The sequence below is a fragment of the Actinopolyspora sp. BKK2 genome, from assembly GCF_011291845.1.
GTDB lineage: Bacteria > Actinomycetota > Actinomycetes > Mycobacteriales > Pseudonocardiaceae > Actinopolyspora > Actinopolyspora saharensis.
In genome coordinates this window covers 820,761-841,155 of record NZ_JAANTE010000001.1, presented here as the reverse complement: position 1 = coordinate 841,155, position 20,395 = coordinate 820,761, and the positions used below count along the sequence as shown (strand labels likewise).

Here is a 20,395-nt window from a genome sequence, read left to right as displayed (position 1 = left end):
CCGGTATGCGCATCTGCAAGGTCGGCGCGGCCACTCGGATCGAACGGCTCGTCCACCGCTGGTGGGGTGTTCCCCTCCCCGTGGGACTGCGTGCCTGGGACGGCAGCAGCGCGGGCCCGCTCGACGGCCCGACGGTGCTGCTCACCCGGAGGAGGGCACTGCGCCATCTGGTGTGGAGACCCGGCGAGCTGGGGCTGGCGCGCGCGTACGTGCGCGGTGACATCGATGTGGACGGTGATCTCACCGAGGCGCTGCGGCGCTGCTGGCGACTGGCTCACGAGCACGACCTCAACGCGCTGCGCCCCGGAGCGCGTGAGCTGCGCGAGTTGGTGGGGCTCGCGTTGCGGCTGGGCGCGCTCGGAGCTCCCCCGTCGCGCCCGGCCGGTGAGGCCCGGCTGCGCGGCACACCGCACAGCAGGAGTCGGGACCGCAGCGCTGTCGCGCACCACTACGACGCGGGCAACGAGTTCTACGCGCTGCTGCTCGACTCCGGCATGTCGTATTCCTGCGGATATTGGCGGCAGGAGGACGGCAGCCTGGAACAGGCCCAGCACGACAAGCTGGAGCTGATCTGCGGCAAGCTGGGGCTGCGGCCCGGCATGCGGCTGCTGGACGTGGGGTGCGGTTGGGGATCGCTGCTGCTGCACGCGGCGCAGCGGTACGGGGTGTACGCCACCGGCGTCACGCTGTCCGCGGAGCAGCACGCCCACGTGCGCGGGCGGATCGAGCAACTGGGACTCGGCGATTCCGTGGAAGTGCGATTGCAGGACTACCGAGAGTTGCACGACGGCGCCTACGACGCGATCGCCACGGTGGAGATGGGCGAGCACGTCGGCCGGAGCAACTACGCCACCTACGCCGCCACGTTGTACCGCAACCTGCGCCCGGGAGGCAGGCTGCTGCTGCAGCAGATGTCGCGCGGGGCGAACAGACCCGGTGGCGGTCCGTTCATCGAGTCCTACATCGCGCCCGACATGAGCATGGTTCCGCTCAGCACGACCCTGCGCTTTTTGGAGGGGGCCGGCTTCGAGACGCGGGACGTGCAGGCGATGCGCGAGCACTACACCCGGACGGTGCGGGCCTGGACGCGGACTCTGGAGCAGCGCACCGCGGAATTCCTCCCGTTGCTCGGCAACGAGGGGCTGCGGGTGTGGCGGCTCTACCTCGTTGGTGGTGCGCTCGCCTTCGAGCAGAACCGGATGGGAGTGCAGCAGATCCTCGCGGCGCGTCCGGACTCCGGCGGTGCGAGCGGGATGCCCTACGTCAGGCAGGAGCTTCGATGAGTCTGTTCCCGGCCGCGGTGCTCGCGTTCGGCACCGCCGTGCTGGTCGTCGTGCTGACCTTCGGCGTCGCGCGGCTGCGCGGTCGCTACGACACCATCGACAGCGCCTGGGGCGCGGGATTCGCGGTGATCGCGGTCGTCGGGTTCACCGCGGCCCCGAGCGGTCCCGGCAGCGCGCTGCTGGTGACCGTGCTCGTCGCCGTCTGGGGAGTGCGGTTGTCGGTGCACATCCACCTGCGCAACGCGGCGCGCGGTGAGGACCACCGCTACCGCGCGATGCTGGCCAAGGCGAGGTCCCGTCCACTGGCGCGGATGTTCTTCCGGGTGTATCTCACCCAGGCCGCGGTGATGTGGTTCGTGTCCCTGCCGGTGGTGTTCGCGCAGCATCAGCCGAACGGGGTCGGGGTGCTCGGCGTTCTCGGTGCGCTGGTGTGGTGCTTCGGTTTCGTCTTCGAGGTCGTCGGTGACGAACAGTTGCGCCGGTTCACCGCCGATCCGGCGAACGCGGGCCGGGTCCTCGATAGTGGGCTGTGGCGCTACACCCGGCACCCGAACTACTTCGGTGACGCCTGCGTGTGGTGGGGGCTGTACCTGCTGGCCGCCCAGCACGCGCCGGGTGCCGCGACCGTGCTCTCGCCGGTGCTGATGACCTGGCTGCTGGCCCGCGGCACGGGGAAACCGCTGACCGAGCGGCACCTGCGCGAGAGCCGTCCCGGTTATGCCGCGTACGTGGAGCGCACCAGCGGATTCCTCCCCCTGCCGCCGAAGGGGAATTGAGTGCGGACCAATCGACGGTTCCCCCTGCGCCGAATGACGGGCATGCGAGTTTCCACCGGTAACGGCCGCCCCGGTGCCTTTCGCGCGGTGCTGGCCAGTGTGGCCGCGGTCGCGCTGGCCCTCGGTGTCGGGCACCTGATCGCCGGGCTCATCCAGCCGAACTCCTCGCCGTACCTGGTGGTCGGCAACACGGCGATCGACCTCGTCCCGCAGCCGGTCAAGCAGTTCGCCATCCGCCAGTTCGGTGAGTCCGACAAGCTCGTCCTGCTCGGCGGCATGGGCGTGGTGATCCTGCTGCTGGCAGTGGTGGCGGGACTGCTGTCGCGGCGTGGCGTCGTTGCCGGGCTCGTCGTCATCGCGGCCTTCGGTGCGCTCGGCGTGGTGGCCGCGCTGCTGCGCGCGGACCTGACGGTGCTCGGTGCGCTGCCCGCGCTGGCCGCGCTGGTGGTGGGCAGTGCCGGCTTCGTGCTGCTGCACCGGCTGGCCGCGCGGCCCGGCGCCGCCGGTGACGGTTCCGCCGGTTCCGGTGCGGATGCCGAGGTCCAGAACGGGCGTTCTGCTTCGCGGCGCACCTTCGTGCTCGGCACGGTCGCGGTCTCCGCCGCCGCGGGCGCTTCCGCCGCAGGGGGACGGGTGCTGGCCAGGTCGGCCGGAGTGGCCGCGGACCGGACCAGGGTGGCCCGCGTCGTACCGGCCAACCCACCGATTCCCGCCGGGGCGGACTTCTCCGCGCTCGGCACGCCGTCGTTCATCACCCCGAACCGCGACTTCTACCGGGTGGACACCGCGTTGTCGGTGCCCAGGGTCGCTCTGGACGACTGGCGGTTGCGGGTGCACGGCATGCTCGACCGGGAGCTGGTGCTCGGTTTCGACGATCTGCTGCGGCGGCGTTCGGAGCAGCGCACCGTGACCATGACCTGCGTGTCCAATCAGGTCGGTGGTGACTACGTGTCGACCGCGACGTTCACCGGGGTGCCGATCCGGGACATCCTCGACGAGGTCGGTGTTCGTCCCGGGGCCGAGCAGGTCTTCAGCACCAGCGAGGACGGCTACACCGCGGGCACCCCGCTGGACGTGCTGCGCGAGGAGGACCGCGGGGCGCTGCTGGCCTACGGCATGAACGGCGAGGCCCTGCCCGTCGAGCACGGTTTCCCGGTGCGCATGGTCACCCCGGGGTTGTACGGCTACCTCTCGGCGACCAAGTGGCTCGTCGACATGGAGCTGACCACCTTCGACAGGCAGACCTACTGGGAAAAGCGCGGCTGGGCCGAGCGGGCCCCCATCAAGCCGCAGTCCCGCATCGACCGTCCCACCGCGTTCCAGAAGTTCCCGGCCGGTCGTTTCACCGTGGCGGGGATCGCATGGGCGCAACCCACCGGCGTCGATCACGTCGAGGTGCGCGTGGACGGTGGCCCATGGCAGCGTGCCGATCTGTCCACCGAGGTCAGTGGCGAGACCTGGCGCATGTGGCGCGCCGAGCTGGAGTTCTCTCCCGGCGGGCACAACGTCGAGTGCCGGGCCACCGACCGATCCGGGTACACGCAGGTCTCCCGGCGGGTGCCACCGGTCCCGGACGGAGCCACCGGCTGGCATTCGATCTCCTGCACCGCGACCTGAATTCGCGGATAAAACACCGATTACACCAATCGATTCGGTCCACGGCGCCGAATCAACTACAAACCCGAAAGCATTCGGGAAATGCGACGAGGAGTGTTGATTTCCATGAGAACCTTCCGCCGGAACATCGCCGTGACCGGCGCTGTCGCCGCGCTCGCGCTCGGGATGAGTGCCTGCGGTAGTGCCGAGCAGGCGTCCAGCCAGGACGGTGGCCAGCAGCAGAATCAGGGTTCCTCGCAGGAGAAGAACCCGGGGTCGTCGGAAAGCGGTGGGATGAACGACGGAACCACCACGGCGCAGGACGTTTTCGGGCCCGGCTGCTCCCAGGTGCCGAACGATCCGAACGACGAGGGATCCGTGCAGGGCATGGTCGACGATCCGGTGGGTACCGCCGCGAGCAACAACCCGCTGCTGACCAAACTCACCGCCGCGGTCAAGAAGGCCGGCCTGGTGGACACGCTGAACAAGCCGGACGCCGACTACACCGTTTTCGCTCCCGCGAACTCCGCGTTCGAGGCGCTGCCTGCCGACAAGCTCGACGCACTGCTCAACGACCCGGCCAAGAAGCAGGATCTGAAGAATCTTCTGACCGCGCACGTCGTTCCGAAGCGGATGGACGCCTCCGGGCTCGTCGAGGCCGGTTCGGTGGAGAGCGTCCAGGGAAGCAAGGTGGAGATCGGGGGGACGGCGAAGGCACCGACCGCCAACGGCGCGAAGGTGCTGTGCGGCAACGTGCCGACGTCCAACGCCACGGTCTTCGTCGTGGACGAGGTGTTGCAGCCCAGCATGTGACACCCACGGTGGGGTGGCGGTCCTTGCGCCGCCGCCCCGCTCACCGTGCGGGATCGCTCTCTCCCCAGGTGTGAGCTTTTCGATTCTGCCGTTCGGACGGATACGGCAGACGTGTCCGTCCGATCGCGCCGGGGGCATCAAGTGCTCCGCTCGTCTCGTTCCCGTGTCCGCCGAACCGGCCCGGAAACGACGATCACCCCGTTTCGCCCCGCGTGCCGCGGAGTTCGCGCAGCAGCGCGGCGACGTGCAGGGACACCCGGGACTCCGCGTCGGCGAGGTCCAAATCGAGCACGGACTCGATGGTGGCCAGCCGGTTGTACAGCGCCGGTCGGCTGAGGTGGGAGCGTCTGGCCAGTTCCGTCTTGTTGCCGCCGTGGCGCAGGAACTCGCCGAGCAGGTCGGCGAGCGTGGTGTGGTGTTTCGCGTCGTGGGCCAGCAGCGGTCCCAGTTCCGCCTCGGCGAAGGCCACCAGGCGGGGGTCGTCGCGCAGCAGCGAGAGCACGCCGCGCAGCCGCACGTCGGCGCTGCGGTGGAAGGGGCGGCTCCCCGGGCCGTGCGCCTGTTGTGCGGCCGCGGTCTCGGCCGCGTGCCCGGACTCGTCGAGCAGCGGTCCGATGCCGGCCAGTGTGCTCGCGCGGCGTCCGACGCCGATCACCCAGGGGGTTCCGTCGCCTTCGGCGGCGATCCGCTCGTGCACTGCCGGGGCGAGCCTTTCCAGGAGCCGGTCTTCGTCGGCGGTGTCCAGGCCGAGCACGGCGGTGACGGTGCCCGGCTGGGTGGAGGCGACCAGCCCCGGTCGGCCCGCCGCGCGCAGTTGGGCGGCGACGATGTCGCGCACCCGGGCGGTCGAGTCGCTGTCGGGGGGCTCCCCGGACGCGGGGCTCGTCCCGGTGGGCCTGCCGCGGGTGGGGACCAGGGTGAGCGGGAGGTAGGGGCCGGTGGTGGTGAGCCCGGCCGCGGAGGCGCGGGTGCGCAGGTCGGGCCCGTCGATCGCCCGTCCGGCCAGCAGTTCGGCGAGCAGTCCGGCGTGGGTGCGGTGTTCCTCCCCGCGCCGTTCGCGTTCGACCAGGCGAGCGACGGTGAGTGCCTGGGCCGTTCGTTCGAGCAGGGTGCGGGCCGCGTCGTTGTCCAGCGTGCCGCCGAGGAGGACGAGCCTGCCCCACGGGTTGCGCCGGGGTCCCACCAGTGAGGTGGCCCAGCGTTCGTTGCCGAGGGGCATGCTGACCCCGTCGCCGGAGGCCCGGGAACGTCGTTCCCACTGGTCGAGCACCTGGGCGGCCGAGGCGTCGCCGAGTTCGTAGGCGATCACGCGGTGCCCGAGGTCCTCCAGCACGAGCGGTGCTCCTGCCAGGAGTCGTCCCTGGTGCAGGATCTGCTCGGTGCCGGTGGTTTCGACGGCGAGTTCCGAGAAGGTGCGGTGCACTCGTTCGGAGAAGCTCAGCCGTTCGACCTGCTCGTCGATGATGCGTGCGTGCACCGCCTCGGTGAGCGCGACGAACCGCAGCGGGCGGTGCAGCACCACCAGTGGGAAGGCCAGTTCCTCCGCGGCCCGTGCGAGGCCCCGCGGGGGCTGGTCGAACTGGCGCCCGAGTTCGATGACCAGTCCCGCGGCTCCGGCGCGGTCGAGGTTGCGCAGGTAGTCGCGTTGTTCCGCGTCGGTGTGGCCGATGCCGATTCCGGTGGTCAGGATCAGCTCGCCGCCCTTGAGCAGTGCCGAGAGCTCTTCCAGTTCGCTGACGTGGACCCAGCGCACGGGGCGGTCGGCGGTGGTGGGGGAGACGACTTCCGGCAGCGCCTCCTGGACGAGGGGCAGGGCCACGATGTCGCTCACGGTCAGTTGCCGCACCATGCCCGTGATTCTACTGACGAGTTGTCAAGAAGAAGTCGAGTTGGTTGACACTTCGTCGATTGTCGATGGGCCGTGGTGCGACCGAGGATGTGGTGAGCATCGTCGACGAGTGAGGAGCCCCCATGACTTCCGAGTCCTCCGTCCCGCACACCTTGCCGCACTGGGTGGGCAACGAGCCGTGGGAGGGATCCGTCGCGCGGACCGGCGAGGTCGTCGACCCGGCGACCGGTCGGGGGCGGCTGCACGTGCGGCTGGCCGAGCCCGCCGATGTGGACGCGGCCGTGGAAGCGGCGCGGGCCGCTTTCCCCGGCTGGCGCGACACCTCCCTCACCCGGCGCACGCAGGTTCTCTTCCGGTTCCGCGAGCTGCTCGCCGAGCGCAAGGGCGAACTGGCCGAGATCATCACCGCCGAGCACGGCAAGGTGCTCGACGACGCTCTCGGCGAGATCTCCCGCGGGTTGGAGGTCGTGGAGTTCGCCTGCGGACTGGGGCACCTGCTCAAGGGCGAGATGACCGACAACGCCTCCACCGGGGTGGACGTGCACTCGCTGCGGCAGCCGCTGGGGCCGGTGGCCGTGGTCAGCCCGTTCAACTTCCCGGCCATGGTGCCGATGTGGTTCTTCCCGCTGGCGATCGCGGCGGGCAACACCGTGGTGCTCAAGCCGAGCGAGAAGGATCCGTCCGCGGCGAACTGGTTGGCCGAGCTGTGGGCCGAGGCCGGTCTTCCGCCGGGGGTGTTCAACGTGCTGCACGGCGAGGGGGACGCGGTCGACGGGCTGCTGCGGCACTCCGCGGTCAAGGCCGTCTCGTTCGTCGGGTCCACGCCGATCGCGCGCCACGTCTACGAGACGGCGACCGCGCACGGCAAGCGGGTCCAGGCGCTCGGCGGGGCCAAGAACCACATGCTCGTGCTGCCCGATGCCGATCTCGACCAGGCGGCCGACGCGGCGGTCAACGCCGGGTTCGGTTCCGCCGGGGAGCGGTGCATGGCCGTCAGCGCTCTCGTGGCGCTCGACTCGGTCGCCGACGAGCTCGTGGACAGGGTCCGGGAGAAGGTGGGTGGGCTCCGCGTCGGTGACGGCAGGCGTGGCACCGACATGGGGCCGCTGGTCACCGGGGAGCACCGCGACCGGGTCGCCGACTACGTGCGGACCGGTGTCGCGGAGGGAGCGGAACTCGTCGTCGACGGGCGCGAGGTCACCCCGGAGGCCTCCGGCGAGGGGTTCTGGCTCGGACCCACTCTGTTCGATCACGTCACCCCGGAGATGTCGGTCTACACCGACGAGCTCTTCGGCCCGGTGCTGTCGGTGCTGCGGGTGTCCTCCTACGACGAGGCGCTCGAGCTGATCAACGCCAATCCCTACGGCAACGGGGTCGCGCTGTTCACCAACGACGGCCGCACCGCGCGGCACTTCCAGCGCGAGGTGGAGGTCGGCATGGTCGGCATCAACGTGCCGATCCCCGTGCCCGTGGCCTACTACTCCTTCGGTGGTTGGAAGGCCTCGTTGTTCGGTGACACGCACGCCTACGGCACGGAGGGGGTGCACTTCTTCACCCGCGGCAAGGCCGTCACCACGCGCTGGCCCGAGCCCGAGCAGCAGCAGGTCGGTCTCGGTTTCCCGCAGAACACGTGATTGAGCTTCGTCATCTCGGTTTGCTTGGGTGGTCACTTGGCGGAACCTCTCGCGGGCTCTCGCTCCGGCGAGGCCCGACATCGGGTAGCGGTCTACACAACGTCGGGCCTTCCTCGCGAGAGCACCACGAGAGAACCCGCGGCGGTGCCGACTGCGTGGATGGGTGTTTCGGCGCTGTCCGCGCCGAAAGAAGCCTGGTTCTCACCGCAAATCCGCGTGGGAAAAGCCCCGTGAGCCGAGGTTCCCCAGTGGATCCGTCAAGCGGACCAGTTCGCGCACTCTCTTTTGGAAGGTTTTTCCATGTCACTTGCCTCGTCTTCGGCCGCCGGAACCTACGAGCTCGACAGGGCCCACGTGCTGCACTCGTGGTCGGCCCAGGCCGAGCTGGACCCGATGGTCGTCGAGCGCGCGGAGGGCGTCCACGTCTGGGACGGCGAGGGGCGCCGCTACCTCGACTTCACCAGCCAGCTGGTCAACACCAACATCGGACATCAGCACCCGGCCGTCGTCCAGGCCATCAGGGAGCAGGCCGAGCGGCTGTGCACGATCTCGCCTGCCTGCGCCACGGAGCCGCGCAGCCGGGCCGCGCGGTTGATCGCCGAGCGCACCCCGGAGGGGTTGGACAAGATCTTCTTCACCAACGGGGGAGCGGAAGCCGTCGAGAACGCCGTCCGGATGGCGCGGTTGCACACCGGGCGGCACAAGGTGCTCTCGCGGTATCGCTCGTACCACGGTGCGACCACGACGGCGATCAACCTCACCGGCGATCCCCGGCGTTGGCCCAACGAGCAGTCGGGGGCGGGCACGGTCCACTTCTTCGGACCGCATCCCTACCGCTCGCCGTTCCACTCCGCCGACGAGGGCGAGGAGTGCCGGAGGGCGCTCGAGCACCTCGAGCAGGTCATCGAGTTGGAGGGGCCGGAGACCGTCGCCGCGCTCGTGCTCGAGACGGTTCCCGGCACGGCGGGCATCATGCAGCCGCCGCCCGGTTACCTGCGGGGCGTGCGCGAGTTGTGCGACCGTTACGGCATCGTCTACATCGCCGACGAGGTCATGGCCGGTTTCGGGCGCACCGGCGCGTGGTTCGCCGTGGAGCACTACGACGTGACCCCGGATCTGATCGCCTTCGCCAAGGGGGTCAACTCCGGTTACGTCCCGCTGGGCGGGGTGGCCGTCAACGAGGCGATCGCGTCCACGTTCGACCACCGCGCCTATCCCGGTGGGCTCACCTACTCCGGGCATCCGCTCGCCTGCGCCGCGGCGGTGGCCGCCATCACCGCGATGGACGAGGAGGGCATCGTGGACAACGCCGCTGCGATCGGCGCGGAGGTGCTCGGGCCGGGGTTGCGGGAGCTCGCCGAGCGGCACCCGAGCATCGGTGACGTGCGTGGTCTCGGGGTGTTCTGGGCGTTGGAGCTGGTCACCGATCGTGCGACGAAGGAGCCCGCGGCGCCGTACGGTGGTTCCAGTCCGGTGATGAAGCGGTTTATGGCGGAGTGCGCCGAGGCCGGGTTGCTGATTCCCACCACGTATCACCGCGTTCACGTCGTGCCGCCTTGCACGATCACCGCGCAGCAGGCCCGTGAGGGGTTGGCCGTCCTCGACGGGGCCCTCGACGCGGTCGACCGGACCCTGGCCGAGCAGCGCGGTTAGGGCGTGAGCGGTGGCTTCCTCACCGGCCGTCCGGCCGGTCGGTCTGTTGAGCATCGCTTGCCCGATCGGCAGCCGCTCACCGAGGTCTCCGGACGGATGGGGTCTTCTCGAACGTTGGTCCATCCCCGGAGACCTCGCTGCGCTCAACGTCGTCCTGCGACTGTGCTGGACAGCTCCTGGCACACGGGAAAGCGGCGTTCAGGAGGACGGTGGTTCCGGCTCGGCAGGTGTGCGGCCACCTCGGGCCGACGGACGGCTGACGTGCCCCGATACCCGTGGTCACGGCGTTGTTCGGCGTGCACGCCTTCCGGTGACGAATGGAATGAGCCGGTTAGAGGTGGTCCACGATGGTTTTGGTGATCCGTTCGCTGGTCGCGTTGCCTCCGAGATCGGTGGGGAGGACACCGGCAGCGGTCGTCGTGTTGATGGCGTGACGAATGCGCGACGCCGGTTCGTCGAGTCCGAAGTGGGACAGCATCAACGCGGCGCTTCCGATCGCTCCGATCGGGTTGGCGATGCCTTTGCCCGCGATGTCGGGTGCACTGCCGTGCACGGGTTCGAACATCGAAGGAGTGCGGTTTTCCGGATTGAGGTTGGCGCTGGTCGCGAGTCCCAGGCTGCCCGCCATCGCGCTGCCCAGGTCGGACAGGATGTCCGCGTGCAGGTTCGAAGCTACGACCACCGACAGGTCCTCCGGGTGCAGCACGAATCGCGCGGCGGCCGCGTCGACCAGGCAGCTGTCCGATTCGACGTCGGGGTACTCCGCGGCCACACGTTCGAAGACCTCGTCCCACAGCACCATTCCGTACTGTTGAGCGTTGCTCTTGGTCACGCTGGTCACGTGCTTGCGTTGGCGCGAGCGGGCCAGATCGAAAGCGAATCGGATGATGCGCTCGCAGCCGGTCTCGGTGAACAGGGCTGATTGAACGGCGACCTCGTTTCCCGGGCCACGCCCGGCGAGGTTGCGTCCGCCGAGGCCGGAGTACTCGCCTTCGCTGTTCTCACGTACCACGACCCAGTCCGGGGTGGTGTCCTCGATCTGACGCAGTGGGCTGGTTACCCCCGGGTGAAACGTGACGGGGCGAATATTGGCCCATTGATCGAAGCCCTGACAGATCGCCAGGCGCAGCCCCCACAGGGTGATGTGGTCGGGCACGCTGGGCCAACCGACCGCGCCGAAGTAGATGGCGTCGGATCCGCGTAGTTGGTCCAGTCCGTCCTCGGGCATCATACGGCCCGTTCGTTGGTAGTAGTCGGTTCCCCACGGGTACTCGCTCCACTCGAAAGCGAACTCCCCATCGGAATCGGCCGCCAGGCTTTCCAGGACGGTCTTGCCCGCCTGGACCACCTCGGAGCCGACCCCGTCCGCGGGGACGGCGGCGATGCGAAACACGCGGTTGGCCATGAAGTTCTCCTGTCACGATCCGTTCGTCGGGACGACGTCCGCGACCAGTCAAGGTCGCCGCGGCGACGGGTGTCCAACAGAAGTTGGCTGGCCAAGTCATAGGAAACGCCTATCCGCGCTCGTCACCGCCGTCGTCGTGCATGTCCCAGAAATGCCGTGCTGCTGGCGTGGCCGGAGCCTTCCTGGTGATCATCCACAGGTGCAGGTAGGCCGGCGGGTCCAGATCGAACACGCGAAGCCCCATTCGGCGTGCGACCGGGGCCCAGCCATCGGTCAGCACCGCGCTGCCGACTCCGTCGGCGACCAGAGTCAGGATCGCTTCTCGATGCTCGGTCTCGACGACGACCGACAAGTCGATGCCACTGTCGCGCATCTCCTCGATGAGTAGACGCATACCGGTCCCGCGTGGACCCACGATCGTCTTCCGGCCGGCCAGCTCGCCACGGTCGATGAGGTCACCCGGTGTGTCGTCGTCCGCGCTGCTGATCACGACGAATCGTTGGCTGCCCAGGCGACGGGTGGCCAGATCTGCTTCGTGCAGCGCGTGTGGCGTGCCGAGCACTCCGATCTCGCACGAGCCGGAGCGGACGGCCTCGAGGGTTCGCTCGACCGTCGGTGTCGCCATGACATTGACCGTGACCTCGGGTGCATGCGCGGAGAACCGGCTGATCATGCCGCTGAGTGGGTCGATCGCTGGAGAGGGCATGCTGGCGATGTCCACGCGGCCGTGCCGCAACCCTTTGACCGCGTCGATCGTCTCGCCCGCTGTCTGCAGATCCCGTATCACCTGCCGCGCGGGTCCGATCAGGGCCCGTCCGGCTTCGGTGAGCACCACCCCTTTGCTGGTCCGGTGGAACAAGGGGGTGCCGAGTCGGCGTTCCAACGCCTTGATCGCCTGCGACAACGACGGCTGAGCGAGGTGCAGGTGCTCAGCCGCGCGGCCGAACCCGTCATGATCAACGACCGCCAGGAAATAGCCGAGTTCTCGCGTATCCATCTCTCTCCTACAGAGTCGCCATAGGCGCAGCCTATCGCTTGCCCAGTCAGATCGTTTTGGACCTTCAACGGTGACCGGGGACACAGTGACGGCTATGTTTCACCCGGACGGAGGTTGGTCGTGACGGATACGAGTGTCCCCGAGGAAAGAACCGAGATCGATCGGTCCGCCCCGGCTGAAGGGGGCAGCACTGAGCAACCGCAGTCGACCCTCTCGCGCGGAGAACAACGGGTAGAACGGTTCCGTCAGACACACGGGCTGTGGCTGGCGCCTGTGATCGCCATCGCCTTCGCGCTGCTTCCCATATCGCTGCCCACCGACCAGCATTTGCTGGGGGCCGTGCTGCTGGGCGTGATCACTTTGTGGATCACGGAGCCCATACCGATTCCGATCAGCGGGCTGCTCGGTGTCGCGGCAATCGTGCTGCTCGGAGTCGCCCCGGTCGACGAAGTCCTGGCACCGTTCGGTTCCTCGACGATCTTGACGTTCATCGGGGCGTTCGTGCTGGCCAAAGCGATGCTCAAGCACGGCCTCACCCGCCGTTTCTCGTTCGCGGTGCTCGGATTGCCCGGTGTGGGGCGCAGTACCCCGCGAATCATCCTGGCTTTCGGGGGGATCACGTGTGTGCTGTCGGCGTTCGTGTCCAACACGGCCACGGTGGCCATGTTGTTGCCGACCGCGCTCGGCATACTCGACGTCATCGCACGCCTCCTGGGCGAACAGCGACACGAGTATCGTGATGTCGATCCGTTGCGCCTGCGCGTGGGCACCGCTTTGATGCTCGTGCTCGCCTACGGGGGCAGTGTCGGCGGACTGCTGACGCCCGTGGGAGCTCCGCCGAACCTCATCGGACGTGGGCTCATCGAGCAAACCACCGGTACCCGAATTTCCTTCGGTCAGTGGACGACGATGGCACTGCCGATCTGCGGTGTGATGTTCGTACTGCTGATCGCGATCCTGTTGTTGTTGAACCGCCCCGAAATACGGCGAATCAACGGCGTGCAGGAGTACGTCGCGCGTGAGCGGAAGCGTATGGGCGGCCTGACCCGGGCGGAGATCAACACTTTGATCGCTTTCTCGGTCACCGTGTTGCTGTGGATCACTCCGTCGATATTCGCACTCACCGCGGGTACGGACACGGCTGTCTACGAGTCCGTCAACAACAGGCTCGACGAGGGGGTGGTAGCGATCATCGGTGCCGCCCTGCTCTTCTTGCTCCCGACGCAGTGGCGAGAGCGTAAAGCGACCCTGACGTGGTCCGACGCGGCAACCATCGACTGGGGGACCATCCTGCTGTTCGGCAGTGGCATCATCTTCGGATCGCTCCTCGAGGAAACAGGTCTCGCCGAGAGCATCGGCAGCTCCGCTTCGGAGCTGCTGGGGGTCGCCACCCCGTTCGCGCTCACGGCCCTGGCGGTCGGGCTCGCCATTCTCATCTCGGAGACAACGAGCAACACGGCCTCGGCGGCCGTGGTGGTCCCGATCATCATTCCGCTCGCCGTCGCCGCGGGCATATCGCCGGTAGTGCCCGCACTGGCCGGTGTTTTCGCCGCGTCGTTCGGGTTCATGCTTCCGGTGTCCACACCGCAGAACGCGATCGTGTACGGATCCGGCGCGGTACGGATAACTCAGATGGTTCGTTGCGGCTTCCTCTTCGACCTCCTCGGTGGTTTGGTGATCCTGTTGCTCGTGCCCGCCATGGCCGCACTGGTGGGGGTGGTTTCCTGATGAGGTCTCCACGGGTCCTGGTAGCGCCGGACAAGTTCAAGGGGTCGGTGACCGGAGTCGAAGCCGCGCGGCTGATAGCCGATGGCGTGCTGCGTGCCGACCCCGCAGCCGAGGTGCACACGCACCCGATCGCCGACGGTGGTGACGGAACCCTGGACGCGATGCTCAATACGGGCTACCGGTGGGTTCCCGCACGAGCACGCGACGCGATCGGTCGTCCGATCGAGACCGGATTCGCCGAGAATCGTGGTCACGCGGTCATCGAACTCGCCACCATCTGCGGTCTACAAAAAGCACCCGAGCCCCTGGATCCGTTGGCCGCGTGCTCCTCGGGTGTTGGCGACGTGATCCTCGCAGCGTCCGAGTTCGGTTGTGACACGATCACGCTCGCCCTCGGAGGCAGCGCCTCCACCGACGGGGGAGCGGGAATGTTGCGGGCACTGGGCGTGCGGCTGCTGGACGACTCGGGTGAGGAACTTCCGTTCGGGGGTGGTGCGTTGACCGAGCTCGCCGAGGTGCGCACCGCAGGCCTCGCCCCCCGGATCGAGGGGAGACGGTTCGTTCTCGCAGGCGACGTGACGAATCCACTGCTGGGAGACAACGGAGCCGCCGTGACCTACGGGCCGCAGAAAGGTGCCACCCCCGGACAGGTGCGACAGCTGGAGATGGGGCTGACCAGGTTTGCCGAGCTGCTCGATCCGGATGTCACCGACCGGCCCGGTGCCGGAGCGGCAGGCGGGGTCGGCTACGCGGCACAGGCGGTCCTGCGCGCACGGTACGACTCCGGATCCCGCGTTGTCCTCAGCGCCACCGGGCTCTCGGAGGAGTTGAACACGTTCGATGTGGTCATCACCGGCGAAGGTTCCATGGACGCGCAGAGCAGTTACGGGAAAGCACCGGGCACTCTTGCCTGCCTGGCACGGGAGAGCGGAACTCCGGTGCTCGCGATCAGCGGTCAGTGCTCGCTCGACGCCGCACAGCTCGACGAGATCGGCATCCGGCGAGCGTGGCAACTGCGTACCGTCGAACCCGACCTCGAGAAGTGTTTGCATCGCGCGGATGCGTTGTTGCCCGAGCTCGCCGAAACGGCGTTTCGTTGGTGGATGTCCGAGTAGGCGGGAGTAAACCGGTGACTCGTGGGTGTCCCGGTGCATAGCACCGCTGTTCAGCACCCGTCGGGGCTCTACCAGGGCAGCTGCTCACGAGCACTCGTTTTCCTGGCGCGGTGAACGGGAAGCACTGGCTGCGAGCCTGTCGCGTTGGAGGCGCGCCTCCAACGCGACAGGCTCGCAGGGGACCCGCGTGTGCTCGGTTGGTTCGCGTCGGTTGTGTCCTCTACTCCCCCGTGCCCGTCGCGGTGCGCGTGCGCCGGCCCGGCCCGCGCAGGGTGCGGCCCAACCGCTCCAGCAGGAGGTAGACCAGGAAGGATACGGCGAGCAGGGGCAGGGCCACCATGAGCAGCCCGAATCCGAGCAGCAGCGGCAGGGGAGCGGTGCGCAGCAACGGGCCCATCCGAGGTGGCACGCCGAGTCCTCCGGAGGGGCGGCGCAGCCACCAGGTGCGGTATCCGGCGAGAACGAGCACGATCAGTGCGGCGGCCAGGACGGTCAGCCCGATCCGGTTGACCGTGCCGAACAGCTGGGCCTGGTGGAAGTCGATCCCCAGCGTGGTTGCCTTGGCCAGTACCGGGTAGTCGTCCCAGCCCACCCGGTCGGTGACCTCGCCACTGTCGGGGTCGACGGCCAGGCTGGTGGCGGTGACCGGCCACCGGTTGTCGTCGACACCGGCCGTCCACGCCAGGCCCGGCTGCTTCGGTGGTTCGAGTTCGACCACCCCGCGCAGACCGGCCTCTTCTGCCGTGGTCGCGACCCGGTCGATGCCGGTGAGTGGATCAGGTGTGGTCGTGTGCACATCGGACTGCTCGGCCGGTTCCCCTTCGGTGGCAGGTGCGGCCGCCAGCTGTGTGGACACCGCGGGGGCGTCCGACCGGAACTGGAACTTGGCGAGATCGATCCACGAACCGGCGTACTCGGTCCAGGTCAGCCCGGTGACGACCAGCAGGGCCAGTCCGGCGGAGAACACTGCTCCCAGGGCGCCGTGGAGCGAGCGCCAGCGGGCTCGCCCCGGGCGGCGGAACCGGAAGGTGCGCCGCAAGGCCCTTCGGCTGCGCGGCCACCACAGGTACAGCCCGGTCAGCAGCGACACCAGCACCCAGCTGGCCGCGAGCTCGGTCAGCGGTGTGGCCATCGTTCCCAACCGCCAGCTGGAGTGCAGGTTGCGCAACCACTCCTCGGGACGGTTGGCCTCGACGATCGATCCGGTCACCCGCGCCGAGGCCGGGTCGACGTAGACGGTCGTGACCCCACGGGGTTGGTCGAACTTGTCCGACTCGGTTTCCGGTGGGGTCAGTGTCACTCCGGTGGTTTGCTCCCCACCCGGGGCTTGCGGGGCCGCCGGGGTGACAGTCGAGACGGTCCAGTCGGGATGGGTGGTGGTCGCGGCTGCGACCTGTTGGCTCAACGGCCGAGCCGGGCCGTCGGCGACCGCGGTGAGCGCCTTTCCGTGCAGGGCCTGCTCGATCTGCGGATTCCAGGCGAACAGGATCCCCGTTACCGCCAGCGACAGCACGATCGGTGCGGCCAGCACACCGCCGAGGAAGTGCAGCCGCCACAGCAGTGGCCGCAGCGCCGTTCGCCCCACGCCTCTCGGCTGTCTCCTCCGAAGTCCGGATCTCGGAGTCGTGTCCGCTTCCTCCGCGGTGACTCCGCTGTCGTGCTCGCCTGCCATCGCCCGTCTCCCGCCTGCTGCGGCTCGCCGTGCCGTTGAGCGAGTCGCGCGCGGGGGCGGTTCCGGTTCCGAGCGGGAAAGGTCATGTGCTGTGGATCACTGTGCAGTGGGGAGTGGCGGGAGGCACCCGCCGGTGCGCGGTCACGAGCGGACCGAGGTCGCGTTCCAGTACTCGGTGAAACGTCCGTCGTGGACACGCAGGATGTCGTTGCCGACGAAGGTCGTCGTGCCGTTCGCGGCGTGCCCGTGTCCGAGCCACCGGCCGGCGACCAGGTTCCCGTCGACCATCGGCCCAACCTCCAGGGTGAACGTGATCGCGGTGAACATCTCGTGGGTCTGCCCGATCACCGCGGCCAGCTCCTGCGGGCCCCTGACGTCGCGGTCGGGCCAGTGGCCCACGAAGTCCGGCGTGACCAGCTCGTGGGCGTTTTCGGGGGATCCGTTCCACAGTTCGTCCAGCCAGCGGCGGTAGAGCTCGGCCGGTGTCGGTGAGGTCATGGTTCCAGTTCAGCACACGAGGTGACCACAGCAACACGTTCGGTGTTGGTGACGTGGTGGAGCCGAGCCCCGGAACGGTCCGGGGTCGGGTTCGTTCACCGGTTTCCGTCGCGGCGAATCAACTTCGCCGGGCCGCTGGAGAGGTGGTGCAGCCCCCATTCCAGCGGGCCGCGTCCGAGCAGGAGACGCCATACCGTAGTGAGCACGAGTGTCGCGAGGACGAGCAGCACCAGCGGAACGTAGGGGTGCTGTCCCAGCAGCTGGGCGGGGTGGTCCGGGCCGAGCGCCTTGAGCACGAGGAGGTGGCCGACGTAGGCGGTCAGGGCGAGGGCGCCGACGGAGGCCAGCGGGGTCAGTGCGCCGCGGAGCGGTTCGGCGAGCAGGCACAGCCCGATGACGGCGGTGGCGACTCCGGTGGCGCCGATGACCTCGAGCGGTGTTCCGCTGTGCGCCCCCGCGGTGAGCAGGTAGATCGGGTCCGTGGTGGGCACGATTCCGTAGTTCGACTTCAGCATCATCCTGACGAGCTCGGGGGTGAACTGCTCGCTCAGCGACAGGATCCGCTCGAAGCCGCCGAACACGTTCATGGCCAGCCACGAGGTGCCGTAGCCGAGCAGCCCCAGGGCGACTCCGATGCCCACCAGCCTGCCGCACACCGCGCGCAGGTCGAGCCTGCCCAGCGCCATCCCGGCCAGCAGGAACGGGATCCAGGTCAGCACCGGGTAGGCGCCGGTGAGCAGGAGGGCCCGGAAGGCGTGGGCGAGCCCGTCGAGGGAGGTGAAGTCGGCGAGATCGGGGGCGTATCCGATTGTCTTCCTCGGGGGTGTGGTGCTGCGGATCAGGAACGAGGCGATCGGGGCCGCCACGGCGAACACGGCGGCTAGGCTCGCCAGCGCCGTGGTGCGCAGCCGCAGCACCGGGATGGCCAGCACGAACAGCACGCCGTAGAAGGCCAGGATGACCATCGCGGGCACGTTCAGGGTGGTCAGCACCAGCCCGATCACGAACAGCACCAGCGCGCGCACCGCGATCCGCACCGCGGTGGCGGTGCGGTTCCTGCCGGTGACCGGTTGGGGACCGCCGCTGAGCAGCGCCAGCGACACACCGGCCAGCACGGCGAACAGCGCGGCGGAGCGCCCGGACACGAGCGTGTACAGCCAGCCGGGAGGGCCCGCGTGCGCGGCGAACATCCCGAGCACGGCGAGACCGCGGGCGATGTCCAGGCCGACCAGTCTGCCGGTGTTCGCTGCGGGAGCTAACTGCGGGGGGCTCGTCGTGGAGGCGGTGGGTGTGTCGCTCATGCCACCATGCTCCCCCGGTGGCCGCGGTCGGGGATCGGCCGAAAGATCATTCCCGCCTACGACTTTGTGGCAACGTCCTGCTCGGAGCACCGCAGTGGGGACGAGGTGTGCCTGCGCGGGTCAGACCAGTCCGGCGTCGTGGGTGGTGATGGCGACCTGGGTGCGGTTGGTGGCGTCGAGCTTGGTCATGATCCGTCCGAGGTGGACCTTGACGGTGGACTGGCTCATGTAGAGCTTGCTCGCGATCTCGGCGTTGTTCAACCCCTGGGCCACGGCCACGGCGACCTCGCGTTCGCGGGCGGTGAGTTCCGCGGTCCGGGCTTTGGCCGCGTGGGTGTTGGAGTTGCCCGCGAAGCTGGACAGCAGTTTCGTGGTGATCCGGGGGGACAGCATCGCCTCGCCGCCTGCCACGACGTGGACGGCGCTGGCGAGATCGCGCGGTGGGGTGTCCTTGAGCAGGAACCCGGCCGCGCCGTCGCGCAGGGCCGCGTGGACGTACTCGTCGAGGTCGAACGTGGTCAGCAGGGCCACGGCCGGGGCGTTGGGCAGGGCGGTGAGGCGGCGGGTGACTTCCAGGCCGCCGACGGCGGGCATCTGGATGTCGGTCAGCACCACGTCCGGGCGGTGCTTGCTCACGAGGTCCGTGGCGTTGGCGCCGTCGCCGTCCTCGGCGACGACCTCGATGTCGGGATCGGCGTCCAGGATCATCCTGATGCCCCCGCGCACCAGGTCCTCGTCCTCGAGCAGGATCACCTTGACGCTCAAGTCGCTGCCACCTCGTCCGTGTGAAGGGGGAAGACCGCCCGCACACGGTACCCGCCGTCCTCGGTCGGGCCGGTGTGCAGTGTGCCGTCGGCCAGGGTGACGCGTTCGCGCATGCCGAGCAGTCCGTAGCCGGATCCGGGGACGGTGTCGGTGCCGGCGTTGATGCTGCCCCTGCCTCGGTTGAACACGGTCACCACGAGCTGCTCGTCGGCGGTGGTGATCTCGACGTGCACCGCGGCGTGCGGGGCGTGCTTGGCCGCGTTGGTCAGCGCTTCCTGCACCACGCGGTAGGCGGCCCGGCCCACCTCGCCGGAGGTTTCCGGCAGCGCTTCGGGCATGTCCAGGTGGATGTTGGCGCCTGCTTCCACGTTCTCGCGGACCAGCGCGGCGATGCTGCCCACGGTGGGGTCGGTGGCCAGTTCCGCGCTCGACCGCTCCGTGGTCTCGGTGGTGTCGTCGCGCAGCACCCGCAGCATGCTGCGCAGCTCGCTCAGCGCCGTGACGCTGGTGCTGCGGATGGTTTCGGCCAGCTCGCCGGTGCGTTCGTCCGGTGCGGCCATGGTGAGCCCGCCGGCCTGCACCGAGATCACGCTGACTCGGTGGGCGACCACGTCGTGCATCTCGCGGGCGATGCGCCGCCGCTCGGCGGTCACGGCCCGTTCGGCGAGCAGGTCCCGCTCGCGTTCGGCCTGCTCGGCGCGTTCCCGCAGGGTGACCACCAGCTGTTTGCGCTGGAAGATCCACAGCCCCAGAAGCGTGGTCATGCCCACGACCACCAGCGGTATCACCAGCAGGTACGAATTCCCGATCGGGTAGGCGCCGATGTACTGCGCGACTGCGACGACCCCGACGGCGATCCAGGACTGCGTGCCCGGACCGCGCCACCGGGCCATCGTGTACAGCGCCACCAGCGGGGCGATGCTCTCCGTGCCGAGCACGTACAGAGCGACGGATCCGATCAGCGGTGCCCACGGGAACCGGCGGCGCACGACGAAGGCCAGGATCGTCGCCACGGCGAGGACCACGACCGGCACGGTGGCAGGCGCGAGGGTGTTCTGGATCGGTCCGGCCATGAAGGCGGCCACCGCGATGTCGAACAGCAGCGAGCGGAACCTGCCGCCCCACCAGCGCAACCACACTCGCCGCTTCTGGAGCAAACGCACCCGCCCACGATAAGCCGCGCCGCGATCGGCTCCGCGTCGTGGTCTCTCGGGGGAGGTGGAGGGGAGGTGATCAGCCGCGCCCGTCCGAGCACGGCGGGGTCGTGGGGCAGCGTCACCGTCTCGGACGGCGGGGACGAGGAATCCGGT

At 69.0% G+C, this 20,395-nt stretch carries 16 protein-coding genes; 8 read left to right on the top strand and 8 right to left on the bottom strand.

Annotation, left to right across the window (positions count from 1 at the left end; translation table 11 throughout):
* Window positions 1-5 precede the first annotated feature (5 nt).
* The 4 genes from G9Q41_RS03715 to G9Q41_RS03700 all read left to right on the top strand — a co-directional run bounded on the left by G9Q41_RS03715 (window position 6) and on the right by G9Q41_RS03700 (window position 4,468).
* The gene (locus G9Q41_RS03715; RefSeq protein ID WP_165631677.1) at window positions 6-1,283 is read left to right on the top strand and encodes a cyclopropane-fatty-acyl-phospholipid synthase family protein; all 1,278 of its coding nucleotides are present in this window, start codon (window positions 6-8) and stop codon (window positions 1,281-1,283) included.
* Window positions 1,280-2,059, top strand: coding sequence for a DUF1295 domain-containing protein (locus G9Q41_RS03710; protein WP_165631169.1), 780 nt, complete (start codon window positions 1,280-1,282; stop codon window positions 2,057-2,059). The genes G9Q41_RS03715 and G9Q41_RS03710 overlap by 4 nt, the downstream gene beginning before the upstream one ends.
* 42 nt (window positions 2,060-2,101) lie before the next feature.
* Window positions 2,102-3,676: a molybdopterin-dependent oxidoreductase gene (locus tag G9Q41_RS03705; protein WP_165631171.1), complete on the top strand. Its 1,575-nt coding sequence runs from the start codon at window positions 2,102-2,104 to the stop codon at window positions 3,674-3,676.
* Between the two features lie 105 nt (window positions 3,677-3,781).
* A complete protein-coding gene (locus tag G9Q41_RS03700; protein WP_165631173.1) occupies window positions 3,782-4,468 on the top strand; it encodes a fasciclin domain-containing protein in 687 nt (228 codons plus the stop codon).
* Window positions 4,469-4,661: 193 nt separating this feature from the next.
* Here G9Q41_RS03700 and G9Q41_RS03695 read toward each other — a convergent pair whose 3' ends face one another.
* Window positions 4,662-6,317 (bottom strand): PucR family transcriptional regulator ligand-binding domain-containing protein, encoded by a 1,656-nt coding sequence (locus tag G9Q41_RS03695; protein ID WP_165631175.1) that lies wholly within the window; start codon window positions 6,315-6,317, stop codon window positions 4,662-4,664.
* A 122-nt stretch (window positions 6,318-6,439) separates the two neighbouring features.
* Between G9Q41_RS03695 and G9Q41_RS03690 the strand changes: the two genes are divergently transcribed.
* Window positions 6,440-7,951: a CoA-acylating methylmalonate-semialdehyde dehydrogenase gene (locus G9Q41_RS03690; protein WP_165631177.1), complete on the top strand. Its 1,512-nt coding sequence runs from the start codon at window positions 6,440-6,442 to the stop codon at window positions 7,949-7,951.
* Between the two features lie 300 nt (window positions 7,952-8,251).
* A complete protein-coding gene (locus G9Q41_RS03685; RefSeq protein ID WP_165631179.1) occupies window positions 8,252-9,604 on the top strand; it encodes an aspartate aminotransferase family protein in 1,353 nt (450 codons plus the stop codon).
* 331 nt (window positions 9,605-9,935) lie between these two features.
* Here G9Q41_RS03685 and G9Q41_RS03680 read toward each other — a convergent pair whose 3' ends face one another.
* Both G9Q41_RS03680 and G9Q41_RS03675 read right to left on the bottom strand, forming a co-directional pair.
* The gene (locus tag G9Q41_RS03680) at window positions 9,936-11,009 is read right to left on the bottom strand and encodes a tartrate dehydrogenase (RefSeq protein WP_165631181.1); all 1,074 of its coding nucleotides are present in this window, start codon (window positions 11,007-11,009) and stop codon (window positions 9,936-9,938) included.
* Between the two features lie 109 nt (window positions 11,010-11,118).
* A complete protein-coding gene (locus G9Q41_RS03675) occupies window positions 11,119-12,006 on the bottom strand; it encodes a LysR family transcriptional regulator (protein ID WP_017975349.1) in 888 nt (295 codons plus the stop codon).
* Window positions 12,007-12,162: 156 nt separating this feature from the next.
* Between G9Q41_RS03675 and G9Q41_RS03670 the strand changes: the two genes are divergently transcribed.
* Both G9Q41_RS03670 and G9Q41_RS03665 read left to right on the top strand, forming a co-directional pair.
* On the top strand, window positions 12,163-13,734 hold the full coding sequence (locus tag G9Q41_RS03670) for a DASS family sodium-coupled anion symporter (RefSeq protein ID WP_347567451.1): 1,572 nt from the start codon (window positions 12,163-12,165) through the stop codon (window positions 13,732-13,734).
* The gene (locus tag G9Q41_RS03665; protein ID WP_165631185.1) at window positions 13,734-14,849 is read left to right on the top strand and encodes a glycerate kinase; all 1,116 of its coding nucleotides are present in this window, start codon (window positions 13,734-13,736) and stop codon (window positions 14,847-14,849) included. Before G9Q41_RS03670 ends, G9Q41_RS03665 begins: the two co-directional genes overlap by 1 nt.
* A gap of 220 nt (window positions 14,850-15,069) precedes the next feature.
* On the opposite strand, the gene G9Q41_RS03660 is transcribed toward G9Q41_RS03665, so the two are convergent.
* The 5 genes from G9Q41_RS03660 to G9Q41_RS03640 form a co-directional block, all read right to left on the bottom strand.
* Entirely contained in the window at window positions 15,070-16,434 is a 1,365-nt protein-coding gene (locus G9Q41_RS03660) for a PepSY domain-containing protein (protein WP_165631187.1), read from the bottom strand.
* Between the two features lie 228 nt (window positions 16,435-16,662).
* A complete protein-coding gene (locus G9Q41_RS03655; RefSeq protein WP_165631189.1) occupies window positions 16,663-17,019 on the bottom strand; it encodes a nuclear transport factor 2 family protein in 357 nt (118 codons plus the stop codon).
* A gap of 95 nt (window positions 17,020-17,114) precedes the next feature.
* Complete coding sequence (locus tag G9Q41_RS03650; RefSeq protein WP_165631191.1) at window positions 17,115-18,320, bottom strand: DUF418 domain-containing protein; 1,206 nt, start codon at window positions 18,318-18,320, stop codon at window positions 17,115-17,117.
* Window positions 18,321-18,440: 120 nt separating this feature from the next.
* Window positions 18,441-19,085 carry a response regulator transcription factor gene (locus G9Q41_RS03645; RefSeq protein WP_165631193.1) on the bottom strand — a complete coding sequence of 215 codons (645 nt, stop codon included), beginning with the start codon at window positions 19,083-19,085 and terminating at the stop codon, window positions 18,441-18,443.
* Window positions 19,082-20,248: a histidine kinase gene (locus tag G9Q41_RS03640; RefSeq protein WP_165631195.1), complete on the bottom strand. Its 1,167-nt coding sequence runs from the start codon at window positions 20,246-20,248 to the stop codon at window positions 19,082-19,084. Before G9Q41_RS03640 ends, G9Q41_RS03645 begins: the two co-directional genes overlap by 4 nt.
* Between the last annotated feature and the right edge of the window lie 147 nt (window positions 20,249-20,395).

What these genes read in the sequence shown, in the direction of transcription:
- G9Q41_RS03690 (WP_165631177.1), top strand. Translation starts at nt 6,440, where the DNA reads ATGACTTCCGAGTCCTCCGTCCCGCACACCTTGCCGCACTGGGTGGGC.
- G9Q41_RS03655 (WP_165631189.1), bottom strand. Translation starts at nt 17,019, where the DNA reads ATGACCTCACCGACACCGGCCGAGCTCTACCGCCGCTGGCTGGACGAA.
- G9Q41_RS03710 (WP_165631169.1), top strand. Translation starts at nt 1,280, where the DNA reads ATGAGTCTGTTCCCGGCCGCGGTGCTCGCGTTCGGCACCGCCGTGCTG.
- G9Q41_RS03715 (WP_165631677.1), top strand. Translation starts at nt 6, where the DNA reads ATGCGCATCTGCAAGGTCGGCGCGGCCACTCGGATCGAACGGCTCGTC.
- G9Q41_RS03705 (WP_165631171.1), top strand. Translation starts at nt 2,102, where the DNA reads ATGCGAGTTTCCACCGGTAACGGCCGCCCCGGTGCCTTTCGCGCGGTG.
- G9Q41_RS03665 (WP_165631185.1), top strand. Translation starts at nt 13,734, where the DNA reads ATGAGGTCTCCACGGGTCCTGGTAGCGCCGGACAAGTTCAAGGGGTCG.
- G9Q41_RS03650 (WP_165631191.1), bottom strand. Translation starts at nt 18,320, where the DNA reads ATGAGCGACACACCCACCGCCTCCACGACGAGCCCCCCGCAGTTAGCT.
- G9Q41_RS03695 (WP_165631175.1), bottom strand. Translation starts at nt 6,317, where the DNA reads ATGGTGCGGCAACTGACCGTGAGCGACATCGTGGCCCTGCCCCTCGTC.
- G9Q41_RS03680 (WP_165631181.1), bottom strand. Translation starts at nt 11,009, where the DNA reads ATGGCCAACCGCGTGTTTCGCATCGCCGCCGTCCCCGCGGACGGGGTC.
- G9Q41_RS03700 (WP_165631173.1), top strand. Translation starts at nt 3,782, where the DNA reads ATGAGAACCTTCCGCCGGAACATCGCCGTGACCGGCGCTGTCGCCGCG.
- G9Q41_RS03675 (WP_017975349.1), bottom strand. Translation starts at nt 12,006, where the DNA reads ATGGATACGCGAGAACTCGGCTATTTCCTGGCGGTCGTTGATCATGAC.
- G9Q41_RS03685 (WP_165631179.1), top strand. Translation starts at nt 8,252, where the DNA reads ATGTCACTTGCCTCGTCTTCGGCCGCCGGAACCTACGAGCTCGACAGG.